Raw genomic sequence first — 26,757 nt, forward strand, 5'->3', positions numbered from 1 at the left:
CACTGGGCGGTGCCGATCAGTCGTTGTCGCGGCGGTGCGCCGCGGTCTCGCGGCTGCACAGGCCGTCGTCGAGCAGCGCGCCGCAGAGCTGCGCGCCCGCCGACGGCACCCGGCAGCGGTCGGCGCCGTCCGGTCCGTCGACGAGGATGGTGTCGCCATCGACGTTGATCGTCGGGACGGACGGCTCCGGGTCGGGGATATACGTCAGGCCGTGCCGGGCCAGGATGTGCGGGTAGTCGTCCACCAGGTCCTGCTCATTCAGCGTGGTGCCCTCGTTGACGGCGCTGGTGAACGCGGCGGGGTCGCTGGCGAAGTCGTCGACCGCCGCCGTCCACGCCGCGTGCAGGTCGGTGACGCTTTCGGCGAGCTGGAACCGCCACGCCCCGGCTGACACCGCCTCGATGGTCGACCACTCGACGTACCCGTAACGGGGTTCCTTCACAGGCGGCGCTACCGGGGCGATTCCCTCGTCCGGGGCGCTGTAGCTCAGCCACAGGTTGACCGCCTCGTACCGCGCCCGTCTGAACCGCAGCACCGCCTCCGGCGGGATTGCCCCGGCGGTGGCCTCGGGGAACGCGGCGGCAATCGACGCCCAGAACGCGTTATCCGCCGCCTCGACCGCCGCCTCGATCCGCCCCCGCTGCTTCTCGACGCGGCGAACCAAGTCGATGACCATGCGGGCAACCTGCTCTGCCGGCGTGCCGTCCGGAATGACCGTCGCCGGTCCGTCGCCGTCGTCGTCGAGGCCGATCCAGAAGTCCCCGGCGTCACTGAACGGACGCTGGAGCACCGAGTCGGTGAACGACCCGGGCCCTGCGAGAACCGCGTAGCGCTGGTCACCGCGGCTGTCCGGCCACAGCCACATGTCACCCGCGTGGATCGTCGCGCCGCCGCCGTCGTAGCCGACGAACGCCGACACCCCGGCCTCCCGGACGTGCCGCACCACCTCATCCATGTCGATCCGGCCGGACGCGCGGCCCTTCTCGTAGGCCGGCAGCAGTTGCTCGACAACGAGAACGTCGGCGTCGGTCAGCCCATCGACCTGCCCTGCGATGCCCAGACGCTCGGCCGCCGGCCGCAGCCGCTTCCGCAACTCGCCGAGCGGCGCCGGCTGCTTGCCCTGGTCCTGCGCGCCGAGGTCCTCGGCGGCGTCACACAGCCGGTTCCATCGGTCCTTAATCCCAGCCATCGGCTGTCTCCTTCGGTGTGTTCGGTGGTCCTGGCCCTGCGGTCGGGGCCACTCGGCAACCGGCCCGCCCCCGAGGCTCGGGGGCGGGCCGATCACCGGGCAGCGGCGATCAGGTGCTCAGGTCTCGCGGGTGCCGGCTGCACGTCCTGCTGGGACGGTCGTGATCGAGTAGCCGGCCGCACAGCAGCCCGTCGGCGCACTCGTGGACGCAGCGCCGGTCGCCGTTGGTGACGAGCAGGTGATCGGCGACGACGACGGTCGGCCCATCGGGGAGCGAGGCGAGCGTCAGACCGTGCGCGGCGAGAATGTCCGGGTACTCGGCCACAAGGTGGTCGGGTGAGACCGCCAAGCGGTTCTGGACGACGTCGGTGAACACCCGCCGGTCGTTGCAGAACGTCGCGATCGCCGCCTTCCAGGCTGCGGCGAAGTCGGTCACGCTGTCGTCGAGCTGGAACGTCCACAGGTCGAAGGTCGGTTCGTTGTAGGCGTCAAGGGTGGGGAACTCCACGAATCCGTACCGGTGGGTTGTCCGGACCTTCCCGGCCAAACGTGATGTGAGAGTGCGCAGCTTGCGGCGCAGGGCGATGATCTGCCCCATCGGGTTTCCCTTCGGGTCGCTTCCATGGCCGGCGTTTGAAGGCAACGCCACTGGCCCGGCCCGCCTCTCGACGGGCGAGGGGCGGGCCGGTAGCGGGCTGGTGTCGGTCAGCAGTAGAGGTCGGCCGGGAGGTGCGTCGGCCGGGTGGTCACGTCGACCCACTTACCGTCGCGCCACACCTGCCACCAGGCGTGCTCGGCGGGCGGGCGGCGACGGTGCAGGGTCTCGGCGGCCCATTCGAGGTTCAGCCGCTCGGCAGGCATCGACCAGGTGGTCTCGTCCTGCGCGTACGGGTCGCCGGCCGGCTTGCCGTCGCCGTCGGGCATGAAGCCGAGCATGCGCAGCAGCGCGCCGTCGCGCTTCTCGACCGCCTTGATGCGCTTGGCGGTCTCGAACTCAGTGACCAGGTCGTTGAGCAGGTCCTCGATGTTGACCGGCCCTCCGCGCTCGCTGCGGCACAGGGCCGCGTACTCCTCCAGCGCGCCGGTCGAGACGTGCAGCGGGTTGCTGTGTTCGAACTTGCACCAGAAGTTGGTCGGCCCGCCGTAGCCCTCGTTCTCGATCGTGCCCACGATCCGCGCCCGGTCCTTCAGGTTGGCGGTGAAGGCGACCCCGTCGTGGGCCATGTGCTGGCTGAGTGAGGTGACCTTGAAGCGGTCGTCGGGCGTCCGCAGCCCGGTGTGCGGGTGGCGGACCAAGGTGATCGTGTCGGTCATGGTCTTCCTTCCGTGGGGATGAAGTGCCGCCGGGCGGACGCCCGGCACCACTCGGCAACCGGCCCGCCCCCGGTGGCGCAAGGGGAGCGGGCCGGTCACTGAGCGGCGCCGGTCAGCCGACGTCCAGCCCCTCCCGCTTGGCGACCAGCCGGAGCACCTTCTCGGCGACGGCGCGCTGCGGGTCGGTGATGCCGACCTGGCCGAGCCGGTTGATCCGGGTGGTGAGCCACTGGTTGGCGAGCACGGCCAAGGCGTGCTCGATCTCCTCGGGCGTGAGCTGCTCGGCGATGCCGCCGCGGTGGACGCTCGCCCACACATCGCGGTCGTCGACCTGCACGGTGATCTCCGGGGCGTTCGGCCAGTCGGCAAGCGGCATCACCGCCGTGGTGTCGACGTTGACCACGAGGCGGCCCTCGTCGTCGGCGAAGGTGGCGGTGTGCAGTCCGGCGACCTCCACGGCCGGCTCGTCGTAGCCGAAGGTGACCGGCTGGAAGACGGCGTTGCGGTTGGCGTGCTCGGCGATCGCGGCGGTGTGCGCCCGCAGCGTGTCGGCGTACTTGCCCCGGTCGTCATCCGGTCCGGGGTAGTTGACTGGGTGGCGCCTGGCGGCGGTGTCGAGCATGTGTCTCTCCTGTTCTTCAGGGTGCGGCGGCGCCGGCACCACTCAGCACCCGCCGACCCGGCGCTGCGGGTCGGTGGGCGACTGGGCAGTGCCGGGGTCAGATGGCGGCGTCGTGGCTGGCGGTCAGGCGGCGACGGCGGCGGGGTCGGCGAAGCCGCAGCGCGCAGCCGCCCTCGGGCACGAACACCTCGCAGTCGTACTCGGCCCGCTTCTCGGCTAGCGGCGGCCGGACGGTCAGGACGTGGCCGAGCTGCGCTCGGCCTCCGATGAAAACTTCTTCCCAGTGGATGGCCACCAGGTCCCCGGTGACCGCGTCGGGACACCCGTCGCTCGGGTCGAACCCGGCGACCCGAGCGAAGTCGCCCACCTTCAGGACCTCGATCCGCGCGGTCAGCTGCGGCTCCCACTCCTGGAACAGCGACGCGGCCTCCACCGACGCGGCATAGTGCCGCTCGCGGTCGCCGTCCCAAATGGCCTCGTAGATCCGCCGCATCGAGCGGCGGAGCTGCGCGATCGCCTCTGCCGGCATCGTTCGGGCGGCGCGCTGCCGCCACCGTGCGCCCTCTTCGATCGCGGCGAGGAACTCGCCGGCGCTGGTGCAGACGGTGCCGCCCATCTCCGCGGCCATCACTCGGGCATCGTGGGCCACCATCTCGGCGACGGTCATCTCGGTCATCGGTCACTCCCTCGTTTGCTGGCTGCTACTGGGTGTCGTGGCTGGGCAGGCCGGCCCGGTGCCTCGCGGCACCGTCCGGCGCGGTGATCCGGACGGTGCGGTCAGGCACCGTGGTCAGATGCCGGAGGCGTGGTCGAAGAGGGCGGTACGAGCACCGGCCTCGCCGAGCTGGGCGAGCAGGAACGCGGCCTGGCCGTGGACGCCGTGGTTGTTGGCCTCAGCAGCGACCGCGCCGGCCATCTCGTAGAGCGCGTCTTCGGCGTCCTCGTCGTCGACGCCGTCGAGAAGCCCCTCGGTGTGCTCGTGCGAACGGTGCTCGATCGCGACGTCGTGCACGAGGTCGCCGAGGGTGAGCCAGTCGATGTCCAGCGACTCGATCAGCTCGACCAGTCCGTCGACGCCCAGATCGGGGACCGGCCGCAGCGCGTCGGTGATGTCCAGGCGCAGCGCCCCTCCTGCGGGGAAAGCGCGGGGGAACAGTTCGGGGGCGGTGCGGTAGACGGTGCGCAACCGGGCCGAGATCACATCCGTGCGCCGGAGCTGGTCACTGTGCTCGTCCGTGGCGGCCCAGATGTCGGCCCGGACGGTGTCGTAGAGCGTGAAGAGCTGGACGCTGACCTCACCGGCGGCGGGAACGTTCGGCGAGGCGTAGAAGACCATCGAGCCGGCGTTGGTGAAGCACTGCTGGATGCGCCGGGCGGCGTCCTGAGCGTGGAGACGGGCGATGTACAGGCGGTTGCGGGTGGTCGAGACGTTCATGGGCGGGTCGCCTCCTCGGCGGGGGTTGGGGATAGGCGGTGCGGTGTGGCGCCGGCCGGGCGGGGTGCCCGGCCGGCGCGGGAGAGCGGTCAGGCGGGGCGGTTTGGCAGTCGCCAGGGAGCGATCTCGGCGTAGACGCGCCGGTCGGCGATGACGGCGTAGGGGTTGCTGTCGTCGAGGACGACCGTGCGGATCTCGCTGGTGGTGCGACCGTGGTCGTCGAGCAGCCGGCCCATGACCACCGGGAAGCGCTCGATGGTGTCCAGCAGACCGATGCGCAGCCGGTAGGTCTGGCCGTCGCCGGCGGCGGTGACGTCGATGACGTCGCCGGTCGTAGCGGCGATCGTGTGAGTGACGGTGAACTGCATGGGTCGCTCCTGGCTTTCAGCCTGCTCAGCGGCAGGCAGCATCGGGTAGGACTTACTTGTTGTTGGGTGTGAAGGGGCCGCGCCGCAGCACGGGCGGGCCCGGTGCAGCCACCGTGCGGCGGCACCGGGCCCGGGTTGACCGTCAGGCGAGCATCGCCAGGAGGTCGTCCAATTCGGTCGCGAGCTGCGCTTCCAGCTCGGCCAGTTCCGTGCTTAGCTCCGCTTCGAACGAGTCGAAGAAGCTGTCCAGATCCCCGAGGTCACCGAGCCCGTCGACCGGTGCGGTGTCGGCCGGCACGGTGGCCACCGGCTCGGCGTCGGCCGGGACCGCCTCGTCTTCCTCGTTGCGGACCGCCGCCGCGTGCAACGCCGCCTCGATCTGGTCCAGCCGGGCCAGCGCGGCGGTCAACTCGTCGGCCTGCTCGAACGGCCGCACCGCCATCTCCTCCGAGCTGGCGATCTCCGACCGCAATCGCGTCACGGTGCTCCGCAGCGGTCCGGCCATCGCGTCCGCCGTCGCCAGCAGCTTGCCCAACTCTTGGGCGTACCGGGCCGGCTTCCAGAACCGGTACGCCCGCAGCTCGACGTTCCCGCCGCCGCCGTTGACCAGCAGCATCGGGTGCCGCTCCGGCTGCTTGCCGGTCTGCGTCCATGCGCTGGCCGACACCCGCACGCCGGCGAACACCCCACTAGGAGCGCTGAAACTGGAGTACGACTCGGTCAGGGTGGCGAGCCTGTCACCGTCGTTCTCGGCCAGGTCGCCAGCGTTGGCCGCGATGGCTTCCCACGCCTCGGCCTCGCGCTCCTTATGGCCGGCGCGCTCCTGCATGTGGGGGATGTCCCGCTTCATGCGGTCGACCGTCGACCGGTGGTTTCGCTGCAACCCGCGCAGCTTCTTGATTCGCGCGTCAATCTCGGCCTTCTCCAACAGGAGCGGCTGGCCGGTCGCGGACGCCTTGACGGCAGCGAACGACATGACGCCGTCGGAGGTGACGTCCTCCACCGTCCGGTCGAGCTGCCCGGAGGTGACCTGCGAGATGAACCCGATCTTGCGCGTGAGCATCTGCCACATGTAGGCGTCGAAGGTCCGCTCCGTGACGTACCGGCGGACCGCCACGACGCTGTGCCGGTTGCCCGGCCGCAGGCCGCGCCCGTCGCGCTGCTCGACATCCGCCGGCCGGTACGGGGCGTCGATGTGGTGCATCGCCACGACCCGGTCCTGGATGTTCGTGCCGACACCCAGCTTGTCGGTCGACCCGAGCACCACGGACACCTTGCCCGACCGGCAGTCGGCGAACAGCGCCGCCTTGGCCACGTCGCTGTCGGCGTCGTGGATGAACCGGATCCGGCCGCGTTCCATGCCGGCGGCGACGAGCATGTCCCGCAGCCGTCCGTACGTCTGCGGCCCACGGTCCTTGTTCGGCGTGCCCAGGTCGAGGAACCCGATCTGCAAGTCCTCGGGATTGGCCCGCCAGAACTTCACCATCTCCTCGGCGACGGCGTCGAGCTTGCCGGGCTCCGGATCCCACAGCCCGACCAGCACCGGGTCGGTGGCCATGCGCCGGCCGTCGCCGCACACGGCCAGCATGTTGTCGTCGCCCGGCTGGATGTTCCGGCCCCGGCTGCGGCAGTCCCGGGCCCGGTCGACCAGCTCCCGCGTGTACTCCCGCTGAGCGGGGGTGGGCTGCACGACGATCGTCTGCACGTCGGCCGCCGGCCGCTTCAGCCCAAGCTGCTCGGCCGTGCGGATGTCCGCGACCTGCGACACCAGCATCCGCAGCTCGGGGGCGTTGAAGAACAGCGCCGGCCGCGTCCGCAGCTCGAACTGCCCGCCGTCCACGGTCACGTCGACCGAGGTGACGAACTGCACGAACGCCGCCGCCCACGAGTCAGCCGACGCGAGCCCGATCTCGCGCAGGTGCTCCGGCATCAGATAGTGCAGCACCACGTACAGCTCCAACATCGTGTTGGACACCGGCGTGCCGGTGAACAGCGACGCGTAGCGGCCCGACCCGCGCCGGCCCAGCCACTGGAGCTTCATGTCCAGGTCCGTTGCCCGCTTGCTCGGCCGGACCGAGAACCCGTCGGTGCGGACCGGCACTGCCAAGTTCTTGTAGTAATGCGCCTCATCGATGAGGATGTAATCCACTCCGAGCTGCTCGAACGTCACACCCTTGTCCCGGCCCCGGGCCGTGTGCCGCAGCTCCAAGATCCGCTCTTCGAGCGTGTCCTTTCGCTTGGCGGCGTTCTTGACCATCCGCCCTTCCAACTCACCGTCCGGGCACGCCTCGGCGATGGACTGCTCAAGGTCCGCGATCTGCTCGTGCAGGTACGCCTCCTCGGTCTGCGCGGCGACCGGCAGACCCGACGGACCGAACGCGCTGTGCGTCATCACCACGATGTCCCAGTCCCCGGTCGCGCAGCGCGCGGCGAACGCGCGCCGGTTCTCCGCGATCGTCTTGGCCGACGCCGACAGGATCCGCGCCGACGGGAAGAGCTGTCGGAACTCCCGGGTGATCTGCTCGATCAGGTGGTTCGGAACGACCACCAGCGGCTTGCGGGCCAGGCCGGTCTGCCGCAGCTTCATCGCGGTCATCGCCATGCTGGCCGTCTTGCCGGCACCGACCGGGTGGCCGCACAGCGCCGCCGGCGTCGCCATGGCCCGCGCCACGTACTCCAACTGGTGCGGGTACGGCTTGAACCAGGGCGCGAGCCCGTCGACGGTGATGTGCTCACCGGAGAACTTTCGAGGCGCGAGGCTGTTGTACAGCTCGTTGTAGAGGTTCACCAGCCGGTCGGTGCGGTCCGGGTCCTCCCACACCCACTCGGCGAACCGGTCCCGGATCCGCTGCTGCTTCTCCGAGGCGAGCAACGACGCCTCCGGGTCCTTGCGGCGCACGTCCCGGCCGCCGATCGTCACCTCGCGGTAGACGATGGGGGTCTTGCCGTTGAGGGCGTCGGCGATCAGCTTGTACGCGTTGGCGTCCGGGGTGCCCCAGTCGGCCGTCGCGGCGACCGTGCCCGTGCCGTAGCTGTCGACCTCCCACGCGTTGGTCGACTTGATCCGCTTCACCTCGGCCGCGTAGCCCAGCAGCTCCTGAACGAACTGCTGCACGTCGTCCGGCCCGATCCACGGTGCTCCCAGGTTCGCGGTGATCTCACCCGGCCCCAGCAACTTCGGGAGCACCCGCTCCAACGCGGTCACGTTCACCGCGAACGACGGGTCGGCCTCGGCCGCCGTGATGGCCTTGCGGTGCTTGCCCCGCACGTTGCCCGACAGGTACTCCTCGGCCGTCTGGTAGTCGCGCGTCTCGGGGTCGCAGAACACCTTGTCGCCGAGCATGCCGGCGATGTCCCGCCGGATTCGCTCGCTCTGCTCGCCGACCGGCCCGGCCCCGTCGCCGAGGCTGACCGACCGGCCGAGCAGCGCGGCGATGTAGTCCAGGTCGACGCGGCCACCGCGCCGGTCGAGGCACCACGCGAGCGCCTGCTCCGGGTCGTCCGTGCGGGTCGGCCGAACCGGCGGGACGTTCTGCCGGCTGCTCAGGATCGGCGCGGGCTTACTCTCGTTGGTGTCCTGGTCGAACACCTCCAGCGCGAACACCAACTGCGCGTCCGGGTCCGACCGGAACCCGCCCATCCTCGGGTTGCGGCGCACCAGCGTCGGCCGACCGTCCTCGTCCGGCTTCCCGTTGACGACGTCCCCGCGGTTGAGCGCCCCGAACTGCTTCACGTACCGCAGGTACGCCGCGCGGCACTGACGCCGCACCGGCTCGATCTCAGCGTCCGGCAGCGAGTGGTCCGCTTCCTGCTCGACCAGCTTCACGGCCAGGTCCCGCAGGCCGATCAGGGCTTCCAGTTCCTTGCCGGCGCGGGCCACGGGCACCGTCCGACCGCCCTCGACCTTGTGCACCTTGCCGCCGACCAGGTGGTAGGACCCCTCGTGCCAGCCTTCCGGCGTGGTCAGGTCGTCGACGTCGCCGAGCGCCGTCACGTCCTCCGGCCCGATCCACAGCAGGTTCCGCTTGCGGGCCTGCTCGACGATGTCGGCGCCGACCTTGGCGATGCCGTGCGCGGCCGGCAGGTCACCGGGCCGAGCCTTCACGGTGACGCTCAGCCCGTACTGCGACGTGCGCCCCTCGCTCATCTCGCCCAGCACCGCGCCGGGCTCCTCCTGCCACCACTTGTTGATGAACCCGATGCCCGGCACGTATACCGTGTCGCGGAACGGCTGGCCGTAGGTGCGCGTCTCGTCCTTGCGGCGCAGGATCACCACGTCGGCCACGATGTCCGTGCCGCCGGCCAGACCGCCGTTCGGCAGCCGGATCGCGCCGACGAAGTCGGCCAGCGCAGCGATCTCCGCGCGGTGCTCGTCGCCCGTCGCGTCCATCGTGTAGCGGGAGGTCAGCAGCACCGCGACGCCGCCCGGGGCGAGCGCCGACATCGTCCGCCAGATGAAGTAGTTGTGCAGGGACGACCGGACGGCCGCCGGCGCGTTGGCGTCGAACACCCGCACGTCGGCGTACGGCACGTTCCCGATCGCCGCCGCGTAGCCGGCAACCAGGCGCGTCTCCTGCAACTTCCCGACGTGCACCGTGGCGTCCGGGTGCTGCGCGGCGCAGATCGCCGCCGCCGTCGGGTCCCGCTCGACGCCGGTCATCTCGACGCCGTCCGGGGCGGTGCGCAGGAACACCCCGCCGCCGCAGCCCGGTTCGAGCACCTTGCCGCCGGTGAAGCCGAGACTGCGGAGGATGCCCCACATCGACTCGGCCACGTCGGTCGGCGTGTAGAACGCGTTGTAGGTGCCTCGCGATCCCAGCTCGACGTCCTCGGCCGGCAGCAGCGAGCGCACCTCTTCGGCGATGTCGGCCCAGGTCTGGTCCTTGGGGGCGAACATCGGAGCGAGCGGCCCCCAGCCGGACCAGCCGGCCAGGATCTCCCGCTCGTCGTCGTGGGCGACGGTACGCGCCTCCCGGCGCATCCTGGCCAGCGTCCGCAACGCCGCTACCGACGCGCGGGCACGGCCGATCGCACCCAGACGGGGCGCAGCTTCAATCATTGAACATCCTTTCAAGTAAGACTTACTGGCTGAAGGCGCAGTGATGCGCCGGCCCGTGCACCGATCCGGCACACTCCCGCGCGCCCGCCCCCGCCGGGTCGGGCGCCCGAGGCAGTGTCAGAGCAGTCAGGAAGCCCGCCGGGGCACCCGCGGAAGGTCGCGCGCCGCCGGGGTCGTCCTGACGCCCGTCGACTCGCGATGCAGCTTCGCCGCAGCGGCCCGCTTCGCAGCGAGCACACTCGTGACCGGCGCAGCGTCGTACGCGGCACGCACCGGGGCGGCGTGCAGCCGCTCCTGCTGAGCCGTGAGCGCGTCGCAGGCCGCCAGGAATCGCTCAACCGACGGGGCGGCCGGAGCGGTCTGACGACACAGCACCCACCAAGCGCTGTCCTCAAGCGAGTCCAGCGTCCGGATCACCCGGCTGCGGGCCTTGTTGCAGCCGTCCGGGTACAGCCATTGGGCCACCCGGACGGCGGTCAGCGGGTCGACGCGCAGATGGTCAGCGAGAATCCGCAGGTTCACCGCAAACGGGCACGCCCCGATGCCGTGCCGGTAGGCGTACCGGTTCGACACCGAAAACGCCAATTGCTGCGCGCCTTCGTCGAGGATGTACATGCGGCCGTCCAGGCGAATCACGACGGCCGGAATGGGCGGGAAGGGCATCGGAACCCCCGATGTCGTAGGGACGTGTGGCCAGGTCTGGCACACTCCCGGCGTGCCCATGCCGCCGCAGTGGCATGGGCACCCGAGGCCGTGTCAGAACGGGCCCATCACCACCCCAGTCGGGAGGTAGACCGGGACGTTGAACATGGACCAGACGTGCACGGACAGCGGCGACGCGAAGTGCGCGACCTCGAAGCCGTCCGGGCGACGCCGGATCGCCTCGAACCGCGCCTTGCCGGCCGGCAGGGGAAGGTTCGTGCAGGTGTCCCGCTCGGCGGTGGTGCCGTCGCACCAGACGATCAACCCGACCGCCTCCGGCTCCCCGTCCCGGTAGACCGTCAGCACTTCGGCCGGGTCGCCGGGGTGCCGCACGATCCGGTACCGGTGGCCGTCGGTGCCGGTGCCGCTCTGAACGGGGCGGGGCTCCCGCTGGGCGCGCTTGCGCTCCTCTCCGCGCAGGCCCCAGGGCATCGGGGCGGCGGCGAACCAGAGAGGCATGTGCTGCGTGGTCATCGTGTTCCAATCCCGCCGGCCGGGCCGGCGTAGGTGGGGGGTGAAGTGGCCAGTCCGGCGCACTCCCGGTGCATCCGGTCCCGCCGTCGCGGTGCCGGATGCCCGAGGCAGCGTCAGCGGGGGCCGTCGATGGCCAGGACGTCGCCGCCCTCGATGTCGTTGGGGCAGCCGGGCATGTGCGGGTCCGCGATGTGCGCCCCGCACTTCCGGCACTCGTTGCGCCGGTTGTAGGTGCTGTTACCGCCGAGGGTTGCCGTCAGGCGCTTCATGCCAGCGGCGAGACTCTGCAGCCACTCAGGCATCAGCGTCTTGCGCTCGTCGGCGCTGATAGCGGTAACGAAGTCGGCGGCGACGGATGCCAGCGGCTCCAACGCCCGACTCCTGGCGACATGCCACAGGAACACCTGCCGCTCGGTGAGGACGCGAGCAACCCGAGCGTCCGAGGTATCGACGATCCGCCCGTCCGGGGCGATCCACCGTGCGAGACCTTGGGCGGTCCACGCGTCGCACCCGAACCGCTCGCCCAGGGCGTACACGAGCACGGCGTTGGTGCCGTGCTCGGCGAAGCTGCGGGCCTTCCCGTACCGTCGCGCCACCTCGCAGGCGAGGTCCTGGTCGCTGGGGGTCAGGATGAACGGCTTGCCGTTGAAGTAGGTCACGAGGGTCGGCTTGGTCATGGTCGGCTCCTTGCGGGGTTGCTCGGTGGTGTGCGCGGGCTGGCACACTCCCGGCGTGTCCGTCCGGCCTGGCCAGGGTCGGACGGACACCCGAGGCAGTGTCAGCACTTCAAGTCAGTCTTACTTGCTGAGGGCAGAGTGATGCCCCGGCAGGTCAGGCAGCGAGGGAGTACGCCTCATCCGTGAGACCCACACCCCGGACGCCGGACACGATGCCCTCAACCCGCTCGACGATCGTCGCGGCGTCCACCACGGGCGACAGCTTCACGGTGACGGTGAACTCGTCGCGCGCCCGGTTGTGGAACACGCTGACCTTCATCTGGTCGTCCTCGTTGGTGATCAGCTTGTTCACCTGAAGGGTGACCTTCCGGTGAATGTCCGACCGCACCTCACGCACGGTGTGCCGACCGCCGGACAGGATGGCGTACGTCTTCACGTAGTCCGCGACGGCCAGCGCGGCAGCCTTCACCGGCGACACCTCCTCCGGCTCCGCGACCGGCTCCGGCTGCGCCACGGGCGCGGCCGGCTGCGACACCGGCTCCGCGACGGGCTCCACCGCGCGGGCCGCCCGGACGCGGCACGCCTGTCCCAGCCGCGCCATGTGCGGGGTACCGACCTTGCCGTTGCCGCACGAGCAGTCATCGCCGGCCACAAGCGGCAGCGCGACCGGCTCCGACACCGGACGGGACTCCGCCTCTTCCAGCCGCCGGACCAACTCGTTCCACGCCTTGTCGAAGTTGGTCACGGACAGCGCGCGCAGCTCCGCCACCGACATGCGCTCCACCTCGGACCGGAAGACGGGCCGCGCCCGGTACACCTCCAACTCCTTCGACAGCTCCCGCAGCTCCGCGTCCAGGTCGCCCATCTGCGGCAACTCCTCGACCTGCTCCACCTCCGGCGCGACCGGCTCCGGCTCCGCCACCGGGGCCGGCGCGGCGCAGTCCAGGCACAGCGCCATGGGCATGTTCGTCTCGTCGTTGCGGACCACCTTGGACGTGCGCAGAGAGAGATCCGTCCGGCCGCACCCCTTGCCGCACCGGACCCCGCCCTGGTTCGTGAGGACCCACAGCAGCCCGCTCTCGGCGTGGGCGTACGCCCGCTGACGGCGCAGCAGCTCCGCCTGACTCACCTTCGGCGCGGCAACCTGGCCCGTGACCGGGTCGACGTCGTCGATCTCCACCTCGACCGAGAAGCCAGCAGCGCGCAGCGCGTTGGCGGCACGGTTGATCCGAGGGCGGTCCGCCTTGGCACCCCGGGACTTGGAGATGTACCAGAACTTGCCGGCCATGTACCAGCGCCACTTCTGGCCGTTCTTGCCCATGACCACGTTGACGCCGTCGCCCTTCTCCGTGCCGCGCAGAACGGTGCCGTCCTCCACCGTGTGCACGATCCGCAGCGTCTTCGCCACCTCCGGCAGGGGCACCGCAACCGGGGCCGGTGCCGGGGCCGGCTGAGCCTGTGCCTGCGGCTGCGGCCGGACAGGCTCCGCCACCGGGGCCGACTGTGCGACCGGCGGCGCGGCCGGTGCCGGGACGAACGGCTGCGCCACGGCCTGGGCGACCGGCTGCGCCGGCTGCTCCGCCACCTGCGGCGCGGACTTGGCGATGCTGGCCGCGATGGTGTCCCGCAACCAGCCGAAGGTGCGGCCCTGCGGCAGCACCGGCCCCGGGAAGTCCCGGACACCCTGCTCCGCCAGCGCCAGCGCGGCCCTCAGATCGGTCTTCCCGGCCTGCGCGACCTGAATACCCAGCTTGATCGCTGCCTTGTTCTGCTCACCCATGATGACTCTCCTGTGCGTGCTGACTGCCCGTTGTGAAATCAGTCGGCGCACACCGCGTACGCCGACAGAAACCGCCACGGACTAGGGACACGGGTCGGCGGGACATGCCACGCCGACCCGTGCCCAAGTCAGAGGCCCCACCGGTGGCGGGGCGGTAAGCACTACGCGTGTCAGGTCGCTACGTCTGCTCACACGTTTCGAACTCTGGAGGCTTTCAGCGGCGTCCACGGTTCGAGCCGTGGGATTTTTCGTATGTGGGACGCCATTGGGGAGGTTGGCCTCCCCTCCGTTGTGGCGTGAGACAGCGTGTCTGTCTCAGTGCAGGCAAACGTGGCCATGGGTCAAGCCACATGGCAGGCCGGCTCCGCCGTAAGGCGGCCAATGGTGGCCCTTCCTTCCCCGATTAGGGAGTCAGACGCTTTCCCGCACGCTCCGGTTTACCCCTAAGACACCCAATCCTGAATCAAGCCAGGCCGGGACTATTACCCGCATTGTCAAATGGGACACCGTTCGGCCGTGCCCGTACGGCACGGCAACGCACACCCGCTCCCCTCCATGACAGAGGATCGTCGCGCAAACATGTAATACCGGTTACTCACCTCACTGCATGCACCGATTGCCGTGCTTTACCAGCGCGCCCACTTCAACGCGGGCTATCGGTTCATATTCGTCTCATCGCCGGTTTCCGGATAGGGGCTCTTAGTCCCGGGAGACATGTCAGCAGGGGGCTTCCCCGCCGCGCCTGAATCTGGCGCTATCCCGGATGTCGACACCTACGGCAACGGTTCCCGCAAAACGCGTTCACCACTCTTGGCGCACCTCGGTTCGGACCCGAGGTCCCCTTATCAAGCCAGACTATTGCGATCCGCTGGCGAATGGGGTTGGACGTCACGCTATGGAGTTCTCAACTAACACGTCACCCCTCGCGGGGTCGGCACAGTCTGCCAATCCGGATCCCTTTTCGACGCAGGCAACGGGGGTAGTGATCAGAGATCGCCCACTCGTGCCACACTCGCCGTCCGTGTCACCGAACGCCCTAGCCAGCGGTGCCGACGGCCCGTAGGCCCACGGCCGGGTAGAACTGCGGAGCCCGCAAAACGCGGGACGCTTCCGCAATTCCGGCCCGTTGTTGCTAGCCGTTTTGCTGGGATGAAGCTTGGCATTTCTTCCTGCCGTTTGTCAAGTCAGTCTTACTTGGCTCGGCTTTCATTCCGGCCGGGCATGCCCGGACTCGCGGAATGATCCCCCGTGCCGTCGTAAGGTAACCGACGCACGACATGCGGAAGAGGTATCGAACCTCGCGAGCGATACCCCGATCAACCGGCCGTAAGTGCCCCGGTCCGACGCGAGGGATTCGGGTCCCGGTGCCCAATGGTGCGGCACCCGCCCTATCTAACTCGCCTACCCGGCCCGACCCTATCTGTAGCGGTCCGACCGTTCCGCCTTGCAGGGAATCACGTTAGGTGAGTGACCCCCGTTCGTCAAGTCAGTCTTACCGGCTGCCTTTAGCTGCGGTCAGATGTCGCCACCGGATACGTCAGCCGTAGCTGTCGCCAGAATGCCGGGGCCGTGCCGCTTGCCGTGCCGCTTGCCGAACTGGGATCAGCTTGAGGCATGCGCCGCACCATGTCAAGTCAGACTTACTTGGGTCGCACCTTTATATGCGCGAAAGAGTGACCCGATTTTTTTCTCTGCCAGGCACGCCGCGCGACGTGCCGCGCGCAGCTCCCCGCCGCCGCCGCCCGGATACCCGGGGGGGTACCCCCGCCCGGCGCCGGCCGCCCCGCCGGTACGTTCAGCGGTTCCGGCTCTGTACGGGTCTGGGATTTTTCAGGACCCCGGCGGGCAATCGGAAGCAGGGCCCGGCCGGACGATGCCCACCGAGAGGCCGGCGACCCGCTCCAGTCGTGCGCAACTGAAGTCCGCGGTCTCGGCGTGCTGGGAGCCTCGGAACCGTGCGCCTTGGAGATCAGCCGCGTAAAAGGAAGCGCCGCCCAGCTCGGCTTCAAATAGCTGGACGTCAGACATGATGGCGAATTTGAAATCAGCTTCCGTCAGCTTGGATCGCGTGAGCTTCGAGTGGTTGAGGTCAGCGGACCACGCGCTGGCAGCAGTGAAGTCAGCATCTAACAGGGAACTCCAGAAGAGTCTCGCGTCGTCGAGGTCTGCCCCTCGGAAAGAAACGGATTGACCTACGGACCACGATGCATCCGCTCCCGCGAACTTGGCCCCCTCGAAGCGGGCTCCAGAAAGGCGCGCGCTGACCAGGGAGGCTGAGCTGAAGTCCGCGTGGTTGAAGTCCAGGTCGTGGAGGTCTGCCCGTCGTAGATCCGTGCCGGACAGGTCGATTAGGTAACCCGTGTCTTCCGGGGAGTCGCGTCGGCCCAAGACCGTCAGCGCAGCCTGGATGTCTGTAGCCATCACGGGAATCCTGGGCACGGGCGGCATGCTGGGAGCGGGCGGTAAGCCCCCGCTTGGCTTCCGTGTCTTCTGCCGAACGAATCCGCAAAGCACCTGGATGATGGTGTCGCGGTCGCCGGGAGATTCACGCATGAGCCGTTCCAAGGAGTAGATGGCGCCGAAGCGGACGTTGATCTCCTCCGACCCGAGCTGGTCGACTGCTCTTGCGAAGCGGTCCGCGATCTGGCCCTGACGAAGCAGAGTCACTTGCTCCCGCGTCGCGGTGGCCGAGTCGGCGGCCACGTCAACAGACCGGGCGGTGAACACCATGCCGAACCCGCTCACGACGAGCGCCCCGATGGCGGCGATGGTCGTCGCATGGGTGGCGACGCGCTGCGAGCGGGACTCGGGCCCTGGCCGTGCGGTCACAACCTGAAGGCGGCGGCGGGGAGGCACGGTCCCCATTGCACCTTAGGGGTGCAAGGCCTAACACTTATCGGTTACAACCCGCCCGCATCTGTCGCCAGCTCGCCTGGACGTGCTGAGGCTCTGGAACCTTCGACTCGTGCCAGGCGCGCGTGGCGTCGTCCCAGCCGAGGGTGACCCGGTGGAAAGGAACGGCCTGCTCGCCGAGGTGCGGCTTGAGGATCTCGTCGCAGTACAGGCTCTCGACGTGCCGCGCGCTCGCGTAGTCCACGAGGATCCGGTACGGGTGCGGGCCGTTGCCGCCGTCCCAGGTGATGACGACTTCGGCGCCGTCGGGAAGCTCGCGGATCTGCTGGACGGTGAGCGGCTCGCCGAGGTGGTTGGCGCGGCCGGTGCTGCCGGGGGTGGCGCAACCGTGGTGGGAGTCCCAGGGCATCAGGAGCCTGCCTCGTGCTCGGGGGTGCGCCAGTACCAGATCAGCGAGGTTCCTTCGGGCTGCTTGTGCAGGTCAACCTTGGTCGCCGGGCGGCCGAGGTGGAGCTCGTCCTCCATGCGGCCGGCGCAGGGGGCGACCATCCGAACGAGACCGTCCGGGGTGTCCCCGTGCCCAACGATGGTGTGCAGGACCGGGTCTCCCCACGTCGGGTAGTGCCAGCCGGGTCGGCGTTCCTCCCACGTGATGAGTAGTCGCGGGGTGCCGACCCGCGTCCGGGTGATGGCCAGCGCGTCGATCACCGAGTCAGGCTCGGTCTCGATCTGCCGCACCTGGCCCCTGCCCGCCCACTGGTACGCCTCGGCGAGGGGAGCGTCGACGGCGGTGGGGATCGGGGCACCGCGGCGGGCGGTGTAGATGTCGAGCAGTGCGTCAGGCGCCTCGAATCGGCCGCCGCACGGGTAGCCGTCGGGCTGGGGCATACGGCACTCGGTGAAGAACTCGCGCGGTGATCGGGTGTAGCGCCCGCACCGGCCGCACTGCTGGGACGGCGCGTCGTCGCGCAGGTGCGCGGGCCACATCGACTGGTCGGCGCTCCACTGGCCGGTCATCGCGGCCCTTCCGGAGGCTCGGCCGGTACCCAGCGGCATTCGTACGGGGTGCATCCCTGGTTCCCGACGATGCGGCAGCCGCGGTGGGCGCGGATGTTCTTGCTGACTCGGGCGAGCGAGTCGACCGGGGCGAGCATCGGGACGAGTTCAGTCACCGGGGCCTCCGACGGTTGCGGAGGCCGTACGCGCGCCGGGTGGTTCTGATGCGAGCCTTGACGGCGTCCCACTGGGCGCAGTGCTCACAGCCGCGTCGGGCCATCCGCACCCAGGAGCGCGGCACCTTGCTCCAGCCCTCGAACTCGGCACGGACGGCAAGGAGCGAGTGGTCATCGAGCCGGGCGAGCGGGTCAGCCTCGGCGGGTAACGGGACGGGATCAGTCACGGGGGTGCTCCGGAATCGTGAGCCGCCCTGCGCCGCGCAACCCTTGTACAGCGAGTGCGGCAACCTCATCGGCGAACTGGGTCATGTGCCCGATGCGGCAGGACGACTCGTACCTCGACATGAGGGCTGAGTAGACGATCCGGAACGCCTCCGGGTCGCCGGACGCCTCGCCGAGCCGGACCAGGTCAACTTGCTGCTGGTTCACGGCCTCGTCTACGTCGGTGCCGCTATGGGGCTGCTCGGTCATGGCTTCCTTCTGGCGTGCGGGGCGGACGGTGTAGTCGTCGCTGCTGACGATGGGCGGCCGACCGGAGCGACTGATTACCTGGGCGAGCGGGACACCTCCCGGCGCGACGACTTCGTACGTGCGGGTGGGATCGACTCGGTCGGCGAGTCGGCGCAGCCATCGGCCGGCGCGCTGGCGGGGATGGGCCATGGGGTGATTATGGCCGACGAAAGTGTCGATGACTGCTCTTGGATGACGTCAATGCTCGCGAAGAAGTTGCGCATGATCGTTCTCTTGTGACACTGTTCAGGCGCGGGTGCAGTGTGCCCGCAGCGACTTTCGGTCCCAAGCTGGATTCCCGGCTTGGGACCTTTTCTTGTTTCCGGGGGTGCCCGTGACGATGAATCGCGACGCGTTCCTCACGCGGGCTCAGGCGGCCAAGGTCGTCGGGATGCGCGAGTCGACGATCGGGAACTGGCGCGCTCGGGGCTGGATGTCCCCGGAGGGGGAGAGGCGTCACCTGACCGTGCGCCGCCGCAAGGACGGCACCCTGGGCTACCGCCTCGGCGATGTCCTCGACGCAGAGCGGGACACCCGCAACAACCCGAAGTCCCGCCGCGGCGGCGGTCGGGTGGCAGCGTTGCGCGCCGCCGGCGACGCCGAGCCGCGCGGGGCCAAGGAACTGCCGAGAGCGGGGCACGAGGTGCTTCGGCTCCACTGCCCGCCTCGGCCCACTTCGTTGAGCGCGCTCGCCGCTGCGGCCTGACGCAGGCCTTCGCCGAGGGCCGGCGGACTTTCCGGGGGGTGCGTATGCCCGGGGGTTGGGTCAACAGCACCCGCCGGGACAGGCTCCCGGCGGACTGGCGTACGGCCATCCGGCCCGCCGTGCACGAGCGGAACCGCGAGCACATCTGCCACCTGTGCGGGAAGCCGGGCGGGGACGCAGTCGATCACAAGAAGCGGGGCGACGACCACTCGCTGGAGAACCTCGACTGGGTTCACCAGGACGTGCCGCCGTACTGCCACCGCTACAAGTCCAGTGCCGAGGGTGTCGCCGCGCAGCCGCGCGAGCGGCGGGCCCGCGAGAAGCATCCCGGCCTGCTGTGAAGGGAGTGCGCGGGTGACGACGGTAGTCGCGTGCGCGGTCGACGGTGCGGTCTGTATGGCCGCCGACACCATGACCAACGTCTACGACCGGCCTATCCCCGGCGGCGCCCGGAAGATTCTTCGGCTGCCAGCCGGCGACGGCGAGGTCCTGATCGGGGTGACCGGCTCCGGGGGCCTGGTCGGTGTGGTCGAGACGCTCCTGAAGATCGACGGGGAGCCTCGGCCGGACGAGAACCCGCAGCGGTGGGCGTTCACCGTCGCGAGGGCCGTCACCGCGCTGGCCACCGATGACGGTCTGCTCGAAGACGGCACCCTCGACGGCAGTCTGCTTCTCGGCTGGAACGGCCACCTCTGGACGCTGGTGCACGCGATGGCGGTGCCACACCCGGACGGCCGGGCCGCGCTCGGCTCCGGTGAAGGGCCGGCGATCGGCGCGCTTGACGCGCTTCTGGATCGCGAGGTGGCACCAGCGGACGCGGTGGTCGCCTCCGTGGAGATCGGCTGCAAGCGCGACCGGTACTCCGGCCTGCCGATCCAGGTCGAGACGCTGAATCCCGCGACCTGACCGTGCGCGGCGCCAAGCTCATGATCGCGATCTACCTCTTCGTCATCATCGGCGGCTTGTGCGCGGGCCTGCTCGCCCACTCCGACTGCGCGATCCGCTGCTGACGCCGGGGGGTGACGTGCACGCCCGAGACTCGCTGACCGTTCCGGACGGCCGCCGGTACTCCGCGCTGGCCCCGAACGAAGTCCACCACGACATGCGGATCGACGCCGCAGCCACACGGCGGAACATGCAGCGGTTCCCTTCGGTGGTCGAGGCGCACCGCAACTGCTCAACCTGCGCGGAGCTCGCGCCGGTGAGGGAGCTGGCGCCGAGCCGGCTCGGCCGGGTTCGGCTCACCATCGCCGACATCGCCGAGGCGGTGGCGCTGCCGGCCGGGTACCGCGCGGTCCGGATGTACGTCGACCAGCGGACGCAGGTGCTGCACCTGGTGATCGAGGGAGACGACCTCGACCCACTGCCACCTGACGCCGAACCGCCGCCCGTGCGTACCTGACCTCCTCTTCTTGCACACCTTCAGGGCCGTCCCCGACACGGGGGCGGCCCTTTCCCGACATGGGAGTTGATCGACATGGCTGGTGTTGGACCGGCGCCGAAGTCGCCCGACAAGCGGGCCCGCCGCAACTCCGATCCCGTCCCGCAGACCGTCCTGACGTTCGTCAAGGGTGAGCAGCCCGAGCTGCCCCGAGGATTCGACTGGCCGGAGCGCACCCGCGACTGGTGGGCGATGTGGGCCAGCTCGCCGCAGAGCGACCACTTCACCGCGACCGACTGGGACTTCCTCCTGGACACGGCGATGATCCACGCCGAGTTCTGGTCCGGGAACCTCGCGGTCGGCGGCGAACTGCGACTGCGAGTGGCGAAGTTCGGCGCGACCCCCGAGGACAGGGCCCGGCTGCGGTTGGTGTTCGCCGACGCCGACGAGAAGGACGCCGCCCGGCCGGCCGGCGCCAGCGCCCGCGAGCGGTACGCCAACCTGCGCGCGGTCCCCGCCGCCGAGCCCGACGCCACAGTCACCCCGATCAAGCCCGCCGCGCGGAAGGCGCCGGCGAAGAAGGCCACCACCGCGAAGAGGACCACGCGTCGTGCCGTGGAAGCCGACTGAGCCGGGCGAGCGCCCGACCCTCGGCTGGCTGGTCCTGGAGTGGCTGACAGAGAACATCTCGACCCCGGACCGCGCGGACTACGAGCCGTACCTGCCGACCGCTGAGCAGGCCGAGTTCATCCTGCGGTTCTACGAGCTGGACCCGCGCACCGGCAAGCGGCGCATCCGCCGCGGCGTGATCTGCCGGCCCCGTGGTTGGGGGAAGTCCCCATTCCTGTCCGCGCTCGCGATCGTCGAAGCGCTCGGCCCGGTCGTGCCGGCCGGCTGGGACGCCGACGGGCAGCCGGTCGGGATGCCGTGGTCGGAGATCCGCACTCCGCTGGTGACGCTCGCCGCGGTGTCGGAGGCGCAGACGAAGAACTCGTGGGTGCCGCTGCTGGAAATGCTCGACGGTCCGGTGCTCGACAACTACCCGGGCCTCGAACCGCTCGGGACCTTCGTCAACCTGCCCCGCGGGAAGATCGAGCCGATCACCGCGTCGCCGACGAGCATCAAGGGCAACAAGCCGGTCTTCGCGATCCTCGACCAGACCGAGGAATGGACGAAGACCAACGGCGGGATCCGCCTCGCCGAGGTCATGCGGATCAACGCGGCCAAGCTGGGTGGCACCACCGTCGAGTCGCCGAACGCATTCACCCCCGGCGTGGGGTCGGTCGCCGAGGATTCCGCCCAATACCACAAGGCGATCATGGAGGGCCGGGCCCGCAACGACGGTCTGCTCTACGACCACCGCGAGGCCCCGCCCGAGACGGACATGACCGACCGGGAGTCACTGCTCCGCGGCCTCGCGTACGTGTACGGCGACTCGGCCGACATCGACGGCGGCTGCCGGCTGCACAACCCGCCGTGCCAGCGGCGCGGCTGGGTCGACCTGGACCGGATCATCGCCGACATCTGGGACCCGAGCATCGACCCCCAGACCGCGCGGGCCGACTTCCTGAACCAGGTCACGCACGCCAGCGACAGTTGGCTGTCGGAGCCGGAGTGGAACGCCTGCCAGGCGCGACCCCCGAAGGTCGTCAAGGACGGCGACACGATCACCCTCGGGTTCGACGGCTCCCGCAAGCGGGCGCGCGGCGTCACGGACGCGACCGCCCTGATCGGCTGCCGGGTCTCCGATGGGCACATCTTCCAGATCGAGGTCTGGGAGCAGCCTGAGCTGAAGCCCGGCGACGAATGGCAGGTGCCGACCGCGCAGGTCGACGCCGCCGTACGGCAGGCGTTCAAGCGCTGGAACGTCGTCGGGTTCTACGCCGACCCGGCCAGGTTCGAGACCTTCGTGGCGGCCTGGGAAGCAGAGTTCGGGGCGAAGCTGAGGGTGAAGGCCACCCAGCAGCACCCGATCGAGTGGTGGATGACCGGTGGCCGGGCCACGCAGATCGTCCGCGCGCTGGAGGAGTTCCACTCCGCGGTGGTCGACCGGGAGCTGACCCACGACGGCGCGCCGGTGCTCGCCCGGCACGTTTTGGCGGCTCGCCGCCGCAAGTCGAGGTCGGGCATCCAGATCGCGAAAGATCATCCGGACTCGATCCACAAGATCGACGCCGCGGTCGCGGCCACGCTCAGTTGGGCTGCCCGGCTCGCCGCGCTGTCCAAGCCAGAACCGCCCCAGCAGGAGATGTACGTGCCGAAGCGGCTGCGCTGACCTGCGGCGGCAACCAGGGGGTGCCTAGTGATCGTGATCCGGGAGTACCTCTACCACCGCCGCCGCGCCCAACAGGTCGAAACGTTCGCCGCGCACCGCTCTCTCCCGGTGTCCCGCTCCGGCCCCACGCGGTGGCTGTGGTGGGCCTTGCAGAACGAGGCCGAGAACGCACGGCTGTTCCTGGGATCAGCGTTCGACGAACACATGCCGCTGCCCGCCTCCTGGGACCTGGCGATCAGCCACCGCTTCACACGCCACCGCGAGCGGCGCTGGCCCGGCTGGCAACACCCGGACATCGAACTGCCCGGATGCTGCGCGGTGTGCGCCGCCCGGTGGCCGGCCGGCCGCAACATCAAGCACCCCGCCTGCGGGCGGGCGATCGAACACGCCATCGAGGTGGCGGTAGACGGCAGATAGCGATCTGGCCGGCGCAGACCGGAAGGGGGTGCGCCGGTGATCGACGTCAGCGTGCGTGACTCCGCCGGCTGGTGGATCCAGCGGCAGTTCCGCCGGCTGGCCAACCCGAAGCGGCGCCGCCGGTTGCAGAAGCTCTACGACTGGCAGCACGGCAACGCTCCGCTGCCCGACGGCACCGAGTTCGCGAAGGAAAGCTTCCGGGCGTTCATGCGCCAGTCCCGCACCAACTTCGCCGAGTTGCTCACCAGCTCGGTGTCCGAGCGGATGGTGCCGCACGGATTCCGCACCGCCGTCGACGGCGACGAGACCGGCGACCAGGCGGCCGTCGACCTGTGGGAACGGGCCGGCATGGACGTACGGGCAGCCGACCTCCACGACCTGATGCTCTCCATGTCCGAGGCCTACGTCATCGTCGGCGACGTCGACGACGAGACCGGCGCTCCGATCGTCTCCGCCGAGGACCCCCGCTGGATGACCGGCGAACCGGACCCGCTGATGCCGTGGCGGTGCCTCGCCGCGCTGAAGGTCACCCACGACGACATGGACGAAGTCGACCGGGCCTACCTGTACCTGCCCGGCAAGGTGTACGTCGCGACCCGCCCGAACCGGTACGGCAGCGCCCCGGGCGGCCCGGACTGGTGGAGCACGTCGACGGGCGAGGGCATCGTCCGACCGAACGAATACGGACCGGCCCCGACCGTGTACTTCGACCCCCGCGCCTGGTCCTGGGACGAGCAGCGCGGCGGCGCCGAAGGGCAGACGCTGCGGCACTCGCGGATGCCCGTCGTCCGGTTCGAGGCCAAGGACGGCATGGGCGTCTTCGAACCCCACCTCGATCTGCTCTCGCGGATCACCAACGTGATCTTGCAGCGGACCGTGGTGACCACCATGCAGGCATTCCGCCAAAGGGCGATCAAGGGCCTGCCCAACGTATACCCGGAGGGACACTCCCGCGCGGGCGAGGAAATCGACTACACCGACGTCTTCTCCATGGACCCGGCCGCGCTGTGGCAGATCCCGGCGACCGCCGAGATCTGGGAGTCCAACCAGGCGAGCCTCGACGGAATCCTGGCAGCGATCAAGGACGACGTCACCCAGCTCGCCGCCGTCTCCAAGACCCCGATCCACGCGCTGATGCCCGCCGGCCAGAACCAGTCCGCTGAGGGCGCAGCCATGCAGCGCGAGGGCCTGGTCGAGAAAGTCTCCAACCAGATCAAGCGCACGTCCCACCCGTGGGCGTGGGTGATGAGCCTCGCGTTCGAGACGTTGGGCGACCAGCGCCGCGCCGACCTCGCCAAGCTGAAGGTGCTGTGGCGCTCCCCGGAGCGGCTGTCCCTCGCCGAGCGCGCCGACGCGGCCAGCAAGGCACAGGACATCCCATGGCGGTCCCGGATGCTCTACATCTGGGAGTTCCCGCCGTCGGTCGTGGAGCGGATGGCCAGCGAGCGCGCCGACGAGCTGCTGTTTCAGGCGCAGCTCGCCGCGCAGACCGCGGCCTTGCAGGGCATTGATGGGCCGGTGCAGTCGACTGGTGCCGGGGCTTCCCGGTCGCCGCTGCCGCCGATCCCGAGCGACAGCACCACCGACGTCCTCGCTGACCCACTCGCCGGACTACCTACACCGGCCGACGCGGGTCCCGCCGGCGAGTTCGTGTAGCGCGCCCCGCAGGGGTCAGCCGGCCGGGCGGCTGGGGGACCAGCGGCTTTGCTTCCCCGTCATGTCGGCAGCCCGGTGGAGATAGCCCATGTTGTCGCGAATCCACCGGCGGCCCGCGGTGTCCCGGAACTCCACCGCGACGGCGATCCGGTCGCGTAGATCTTCGTCAGGCAGGACTTCCGAGAAGCTGCTGGGGAGCACAACGATCCGCGGTTGCTCTCGGGGTGGCACCACCCGAATGGACTCGGCTATCCACGTCCTCACGGTTTGGTCGTCACTGTCTAACAGCGAGAAGAAGACCGTGACGTCGTAGATGGGCAGGTTGGACCCGTTGAGGATGTGCGCGGCCCAGCGGAGGAAGATCCTCTCGCCGCCGCCGATCGCCGCCCACTGCGTAACCATTTTGCCGGAGCTGCGCCCGTACCACACCGAAACCAGATCAGCCTGACCCCGCCGGTCGTCTTCGGCCCGCTCCCGCCGCTCGTCCTCTGCCCGTTGGTCACGTCCCGACTCGATCTTGTAGACGCGAAAGCTGACGACGCCCGCGAGTAGGGCCAGGCCGAGAGTGGCGATGTTCGCGAGGGAGCCGATCCAGGTCGCAAGGTCACCCAGCTCGGCTCGGGTCATCCAGACGGCCAGGCGCGCGGAGATCGGCAGCACAGGCGGCAGGTCAGGGAGCGGCAGCACAGGCTGAGGGTACGGAGCACACACCACCTCCGGGGTCTCTGTCAGCCGTAGCAGACGCACACCCGCCTGCCTGGCCACACGAACCGCCGTGGTCTGGGGGTGAGCGTGCCGACTGCTGACGGGAACCTCACGGCCGCCGAAGTCGCACAGCTCTACGCGCTGGTCGACACGCTTTCGAACATCCGGGAGCAGCTCACCATCCTCGCGGTGAGCGGAGCGCTCGCCCCGCTACGCGGCTTCACCGGCTGGTACGACCCCACCGCGGTCGACCTCGCCATGTTGCAGGTCCTCCGCGTCGTGCAACCCGCGCAGCGGCGCATGGCCGAGGTTACCGACGCGTACCTCGCCCGGGCCATGACGACGATGACGGGCCGCGCCCACCGGCCGGTCGGCGCCGTTGACGTCACGAAGCTGCGGCGCGCGCTGACTACTGAGCTGGCCGAGGTGCTGGACCGGCCGCCCGTCGAGTTGGTGCCCGACGGTGACCTTCCGCTGGACCGGGTGTTCCGGGACCCGGACCGCCCGACGCGCGGCCAGGGCGACCAAGAGCCGGCCGGGGACGGTCCTGCCCGGCCCGCCGGCGACCGCACTGTCAACACCGGCATGGTCCGCCCCGGTGACCCGCTCAGCCCAGCCCGGCAGCTCGCCGACCGGCGGCCCGCAGGACAGACCCCTGCGCCGGCGCCGACCTTGCGGGCCGTTGACCCGCTCGTCGCTTACAGCCGGGTGGCCGCGCAATACCGGTTCCGGGTGAGCGAGGGCGACTCCGAGGACGTCGCCCGTCGGCGAGCGCTGCAACGCGCGCAGGCCATGGCCCAGACCGACATCGCTCTGGCGCAGCGCGCGCAGGAGCACGAGGTGCTCGTCCAGTTCGACCCGAACGAGGTCATCGGATGGCGACGCATCCTGCGCCCGGAGCTTTCCGAATCCGGGCCGTGTGGTCTGTGCATCGTGGCGGCGGACCGCCGTTACCACCTGGCGGAGCTGAAGCCGCTGCACGACAACTGCAAGTGCGCGGTCCTGCCGATCCTGCGCATGAGCGACCCGGGCCTGAAGCTCAACGCCGACGACCTGGGCCGGCTGTACGCCGCGGCGGCGGGCGGAGATGGCCGGTCGACCGCCGGCCGTCGACTCAACCGTGTGCGGGCCATGATCACCGAAGACGGTGAGCTTGGGCCGATCCTCGTCAACGGGCCGAAGAACCCGCGAGGGAAGGGCCGCCGGGGACCTCGGGCAGCCGCCGCCGCGACGCGCCGGCAGGCGTACGAGCCGTTCACCCCGGACGATCTGCCCAGCCTGGAGATGGGTCTGGAAGACATGATCGACCGTTTCCAGGCAGGGGCCAGGCACTACGGCCCCCTCGTCGAGTACCGCCGCAAGCTGATCGCGGAACTACGGGCCGAAGCCGCCGCCGGCCGCTGAGCCCAATTCACAGACCAGGGTCGACCCGACGTGAGGGGATGCACGTCGGGTCGAC

General features: G+C 69.9%; 26 protein-coding genes. 9 read left to right on the forward strand and 17 right to left on the reverse strand.

Going from position 1 to position 26,757, the window contains the following annotated elements; translation table 11 throughout:
* Positions 1-16 precede the first annotated feature (16 nt).
* The 16 genes from ACLQ2W_RS05870 to ACLQ2W_RS05945 form a co-directional block, all read right to left on the reverse strand.
* Positions 17-1,189 (reverse strand): hypothetical protein, encoded by a 1,173-nt coding sequence (locus ACLQ2W_RS05870; protein ID WP_425785513.1) that lies wholly within the window; start codon positions 1,187-1,189, stop codon positions 17-19.
* 109 nt (positions 1,190-1,298) lie between these two features.
* Positions 1,299-1,787: a hypothetical protein gene (locus tag ACLQ2W_RS05875; RefSeq protein ID WP_425785514.1), complete on the reverse strand. Its 489-nt coding sequence runs from the start codon at positions 1,785-1,787 to the stop codon at positions 1,299-1,301.
* 107 nt (positions 1,788-1,894) lie between these two features.
* Complete coding sequence (locus tag ACLQ2W_RS05880) at positions 1,895-2,503, reverse strand: hypothetical protein (RefSeq protein ID WP_425785515.1); 609 nt, start codon at positions 2,501-2,503, stop codon at positions 1,895-1,897.
* Positions 2,504-2,615: 112 nt separating this feature from the next.
* Positions 2,616-3,125: a hypothetical protein gene (locus tag ACLQ2W_RS05885; RefSeq protein WP_425785516.1), complete on the reverse strand. Its 510-nt coding sequence runs from the start codon at positions 3,123-3,125 to the stop codon at positions 2,616-2,618.
* 97 nt (positions 3,126-3,222) lie between these two features.
* Positions 3,223-3,801: a hypothetical protein gene (locus ACLQ2W_RS05890; RefSeq protein WP_425785517.1), complete on the reverse strand. Its 579-nt coding sequence runs from the start codon at positions 3,799-3,801 to the stop codon at positions 3,223-3,225.
* A gap of 114 nt (positions 3,802-3,915) precedes the next feature.
* Complete coding sequence (locus tag ACLQ2W_RS05895) at positions 3,916-4,560, reverse strand: hypothetical protein (RefSeq protein ID WP_425785518.1); 645 nt, start codon at positions 4,558-4,560, stop codon at positions 3,916-3,918.
* Between the two features lie 89 nt (positions 4,561-4,649).
* Positions 4,650-4,928, reverse strand: a complete 279-nt coding sequence (locus ACLQ2W_RS05900; protein ID WP_425785519.1) for a hypothetical protein — start codon at positions 4,926-4,928, stop codon at positions 4,650-4,652.
* 142 nt (positions 4,929-5,070) lie between these two features.
* Entirely contained in the window at positions 5,071-9,987 is a 4,917-nt protein-coding gene (locus tag ACLQ2W_RS05905) for a DEAD/DEAH box helicase family protein (RefSeq protein WP_425785520.1), read from the reverse strand.
* A 126-nt stretch (positions 9,988-10,113) separates the two neighbouring features.
* Positions 10,114-10,650: a hypothetical protein gene (locus ACLQ2W_RS05910; RefSeq protein ID WP_425785521.1), complete on the reverse strand. Its 537-nt coding sequence runs from the start codon at positions 10,648-10,650 to the stop codon at positions 10,114-10,116.
* Positions 10,651-10,743: 93 nt separating this feature from the next.
* Positions 10,744-11,148 carry a hypothetical protein gene (locus tag ACLQ2W_RS05915; RefSeq protein WP_425785522.1) on the reverse strand — a complete coding sequence of 135 codons (405 nt, stop codon included), beginning with the start codon at positions 11,146-11,148 and terminating at the stop codon, positions 10,744-10,746.
* A 128-nt stretch (positions 11,149-11,276) separates the two neighbouring features.
* Complete coding sequence (locus ACLQ2W_RS05920) at positions 11,277-11,840, reverse strand: hypothetical protein (protein WP_425785523.1); 564 nt, start codon at positions 11,838-11,840, stop codon at positions 11,277-11,279.
* Positions 11,841-11,994: 154 nt separating this feature from the next.
* Positions 11,995-13,620, reverse strand: coding sequence for a hypothetical protein (locus ACLQ2W_RS05925; protein WP_425785524.1), 1,626 nt, complete (start codon positions 13,618-13,620; stop codon positions 11,995-11,997).
* A 1,830-nt stretch (positions 13,621-15,450) separates the two neighbouring features.
* Complete coding sequence (locus tag ACLQ2W_RS05930; RefSeq protein ID WP_425785525.1) at positions 15,451-16,449, reverse strand: pentapeptide repeat-containing protein; 999 nt, start codon at positions 16,447-16,449, stop codon at positions 15,451-15,453.
* Positions 16,450-16,513: 64 nt separating this feature from the next.
* Complete coding sequence (locus tag ACLQ2W_RS05935; RefSeq protein WP_425785526.1) at positions 16,514-16,882, reverse strand: hypothetical protein; 369 nt, start codon at positions 16,880-16,882, stop codon at positions 16,514-16,516.
* A complete protein-coding gene (locus ACLQ2W_RS05940) occupies positions 16,882-17,490 on the reverse strand; it encodes a hypothetical protein (RefSeq protein ID WP_425785527.1) in 609 nt (202 codons plus the stop codon). The genes ACLQ2W_RS05935 and ACLQ2W_RS05940 overlap by 1 nt, the downstream gene beginning before the upstream one ends.
* A gap of 374 nt (positions 17,491-17,864) precedes the next feature.
* Complete coding sequence (locus ACLQ2W_RS05945; RefSeq protein ID WP_425785528.1) at positions 17,865-18,308, reverse strand: hypothetical protein; 444 nt, start codon at positions 18,306-18,308, stop codon at positions 17,865-17,867.
* A 190-nt stretch (positions 18,309-18,498) separates the two neighbouring features.
* On the opposite strand from ACLQ2W_RS05945, the gene ACLQ2W_RS05950 reads away from it, so the two are divergent.
* From ACLQ2W_RS05950 to ACLQ2W_RS05985, 8 genes are all read left to right on the forward strand, one after another.
* A complete protein-coding gene (locus ACLQ2W_RS05950) occupies positions 18,499-18,864 on the forward strand; it encodes a hypothetical protein (RefSeq protein WP_425785529.1) in 366 nt (121 codons plus the stop codon).
* A gap of 38 nt (positions 18,865-18,902) precedes the next feature.
* Positions 18,903-19,205 (forward strand): HNH endonuclease, encoded by a 303-nt coding sequence (locus tag ACLQ2W_RS05955; protein WP_425785530.1) that lies wholly within the window; start codon positions 18,903-18,905, stop codon positions 19,203-19,205.
* Between the two features lie 13 nt (positions 19,206-19,218).
* Complete coding sequence (locus tag ACLQ2W_RS05960; RefSeq protein ID WP_425785531.1) at positions 19,219-19,770, forward strand: hypothetical protein; 552 nt, start codon at positions 19,219-19,221, stop codon at positions 19,768-19,770.
* Between the two features lie 229 nt (positions 19,771-19,999).
* The gene (locus tag ACLQ2W_RS05965; RefSeq protein ID WP_425785532.1) at positions 20,000-20,266 is read left to right on the forward strand and encodes a hypothetical protein; all 267 of its coding nucleotides are present in this window, start codon (positions 20,000-20,002) and stop codon (positions 20,264-20,266) included.
* A gap of 75 nt (positions 20,267-20,341) precedes the next feature.
* On the forward strand, positions 20,342-20,875 hold the full coding sequence (locus ACLQ2W_RS05970; protein WP_425785533.1) for a hypothetical protein: 534 nt from the start codon (positions 20,342-20,344) through the stop codon (positions 20,873-20,875).
* A complete protein-coding gene (locus ACLQ2W_RS05975) occupies positions 20,856-22,520 on the forward strand; it encodes a hypothetical protein (RefSeq protein ID WP_425785534.1) in 1,665 nt (554 codons plus the stop codon). Before ACLQ2W_RS05970 ends, ACLQ2W_RS05975 begins: the two co-directional genes overlap by 20 nt.
* 33 nt (positions 22,521-22,553) lie before the next feature.
* Positions 22,554-22,937 carry a hypothetical protein gene (locus ACLQ2W_RS05980; protein WP_425785535.1) on the forward strand — a complete coding sequence of 128 codons (384 nt, stop codon included), beginning with the start codon at positions 22,554-22,556 and terminating at the stop codon, positions 22,935-22,937.
* A gap of 36 nt (positions 22,938-22,973) precedes the next feature.
* The gene (locus tag ACLQ2W_RS05985; RefSeq protein ID WP_425785536.1) at positions 22,974-24,593 is read left to right on the forward strand and encodes a phage portal protein; all 1,620 of its coding nucleotides are present in this window, start codon (positions 22,974-22,976) and stop codon (positions 24,591-24,593) included.
* 15 nt (positions 24,594-24,608) lie between these two features.
* Here the strand turns inward: ACLQ2W_RS05985 and ACLQ2W_RS05990 are convergent, their stop codons facing one another.
* Complete coding sequence (locus ACLQ2W_RS05990; RefSeq protein ID WP_425785537.1) at positions 24,609-25,280, reverse strand: hypothetical protein; 672 nt, start codon at positions 25,278-25,280, stop codon at positions 24,609-24,611.
* A gap of 105 nt (positions 25,281-25,385) precedes the next feature.
* Between ACLQ2W_RS05990 and ACLQ2W_RS05995 the strand changes: the two genes are divergently transcribed.
* Positions 25,386-26,702, forward strand: coding sequence for an STAS/SEC14 domain-containing protein (locus tag ACLQ2W_RS05995; RefSeq protein WP_425785538.1), 1,317 nt, complete (start codon positions 25,386-25,388; stop codon positions 26,700-26,702).
* Positions 26,703-26,757 lie beyond the last annotated feature (55 nt).

The sequence above is a fragment of the Micromonospora sp. DT227 genome, assembly GCF_049841835.1.
Lineage (GTDB): Bacteria > Actinomycetota > Actinomycetes > Mycobacteriales > Micromonosporaceae > Micromonospora.

Bases quoted from the DNA above. Each gene is read 5' to 3' on its own strand.
- ACLQ2W_RS05935 (WP_425785526.1), bottom strand. From the start codon at position 16,882: ATGCCCTGGGACTCCCACCACGGTTGCGCCACCCCCGGCAGCACCGGC.
- ACLQ2W_RS05970 (WP_425785533.1), top strand. From the start codon at position 20,342: ATGGCTGGTGTTGGACCGGCGCCGAAGTCGCCCGACAAGCGGGCCCGC.
- ACLQ2W_RS05915 (WP_425785522.1), bottom strand. From the start codon at position 11,148: ATGCCTCTCTGGTTCGCCGCCGCCCCGATGCCCTGGGGCCTGCGCGGA.
- ACLQ2W_RS05910 (WP_425785521.1), bottom strand. From the start codon at position 10,650: ATGCCCTTCCCGCCCATTCCGGCCGTCGTGATTCGCCTGGACGGCCGC.
- ACLQ2W_RS05905 (WP_425785520.1), bottom strand. From the start codon at position 9,987: ATGATTGAAGCTGCGCCCCGTCTGGGTGCGATCGGCCGTGCCCGCGCG.
- ACLQ2W_RS05890 (WP_425785517.1), bottom strand. From the start codon at position 3,801: ATGACCGAGATGACCGTCGCCGAGATGGTGGCCCACGATGCCCGAGTG.
- ACLQ2W_RS05940 (WP_425785527.1), bottom strand. From the start codon at position 17,490: ATGACCGGCCAGTGGAGCGCCGACCAGTCGATGTGGCCCGCGCACCTG.
- ACLQ2W_RS05880 (WP_425785515.1), bottom strand. From the start codon at position 2,503: ATGACCGACACGATCACCTTGGTCCGCCACCCGCACACCGGGCTGCGG.
- ACLQ2W_RS05945 (WP_425785528.1), bottom strand. From the start codon at position 18,308: ATGGCCCATCCCCGCCAGCGCGCCGGCCGATGGCTGCGCCGACTCGCC.
- ACLQ2W_RS05925 (WP_425785524.1), bottom strand. From the start codon at position 13,620: ATGGGTGAGCAGAACAAGGCAGCGATCAAGCTGGGTATTCAGGTCGCG.
- ACLQ2W_RS05885 (WP_425785516.1), bottom strand. From the start codon at position 3,125: ATGCTCGACACCGCCGCCAGGCGCCACCCAGTCAACTACCCCGGACCG.
- ACLQ2W_RS05950 (WP_425785529.1), top strand. From the start codon at position 18,499: ATGAATCGCGACGCGTTCCTCACGCGGGCTCAGGCGGCCAAGGTCGTC.
- ACLQ2W_RS05870 (WP_425785513.1), bottom strand. From the start codon at position 1,189: ATGGCTGGGATTAAGGACCGATGGAACCGGCTGTGTGACGCCGCCGAG.
- ACLQ2W_RS05875 (WP_425785514.1), bottom strand. From the start codon at position 1,787: ATGGGGCAGATCATCGCCCTGCGCCGCAAGCTGCGCACTCTCACATCA.
- ACLQ2W_RS05920 (WP_425785523.1), bottom strand. From the start codon at position 11,840: ATGACCAAGCCGACCCTCGTGACCTACTTCAACGGCAAGCCGTTCATC.
- ACLQ2W_RS05965 (WP_425785532.1), top strand. From the start codon at position 20,000: ATGCAGCGGTTCCCTTCGGTGGTCGAGGCGCACCGCAACTGCTCAACC.
- ACLQ2W_RS05895 (WP_425785518.1), bottom strand. From the start codon at position 4,560: ATGAACGTCTCGACCACCCGCAACCGCCTGTACATCGCCCGTCTCCAC.
- ACLQ2W_RS05900 (WP_425785519.1), bottom strand. From the start codon at position 4,928: ATGCAGTTCACCGTCACTCACACGATCGCCGCTACGACCGGCGACGTC.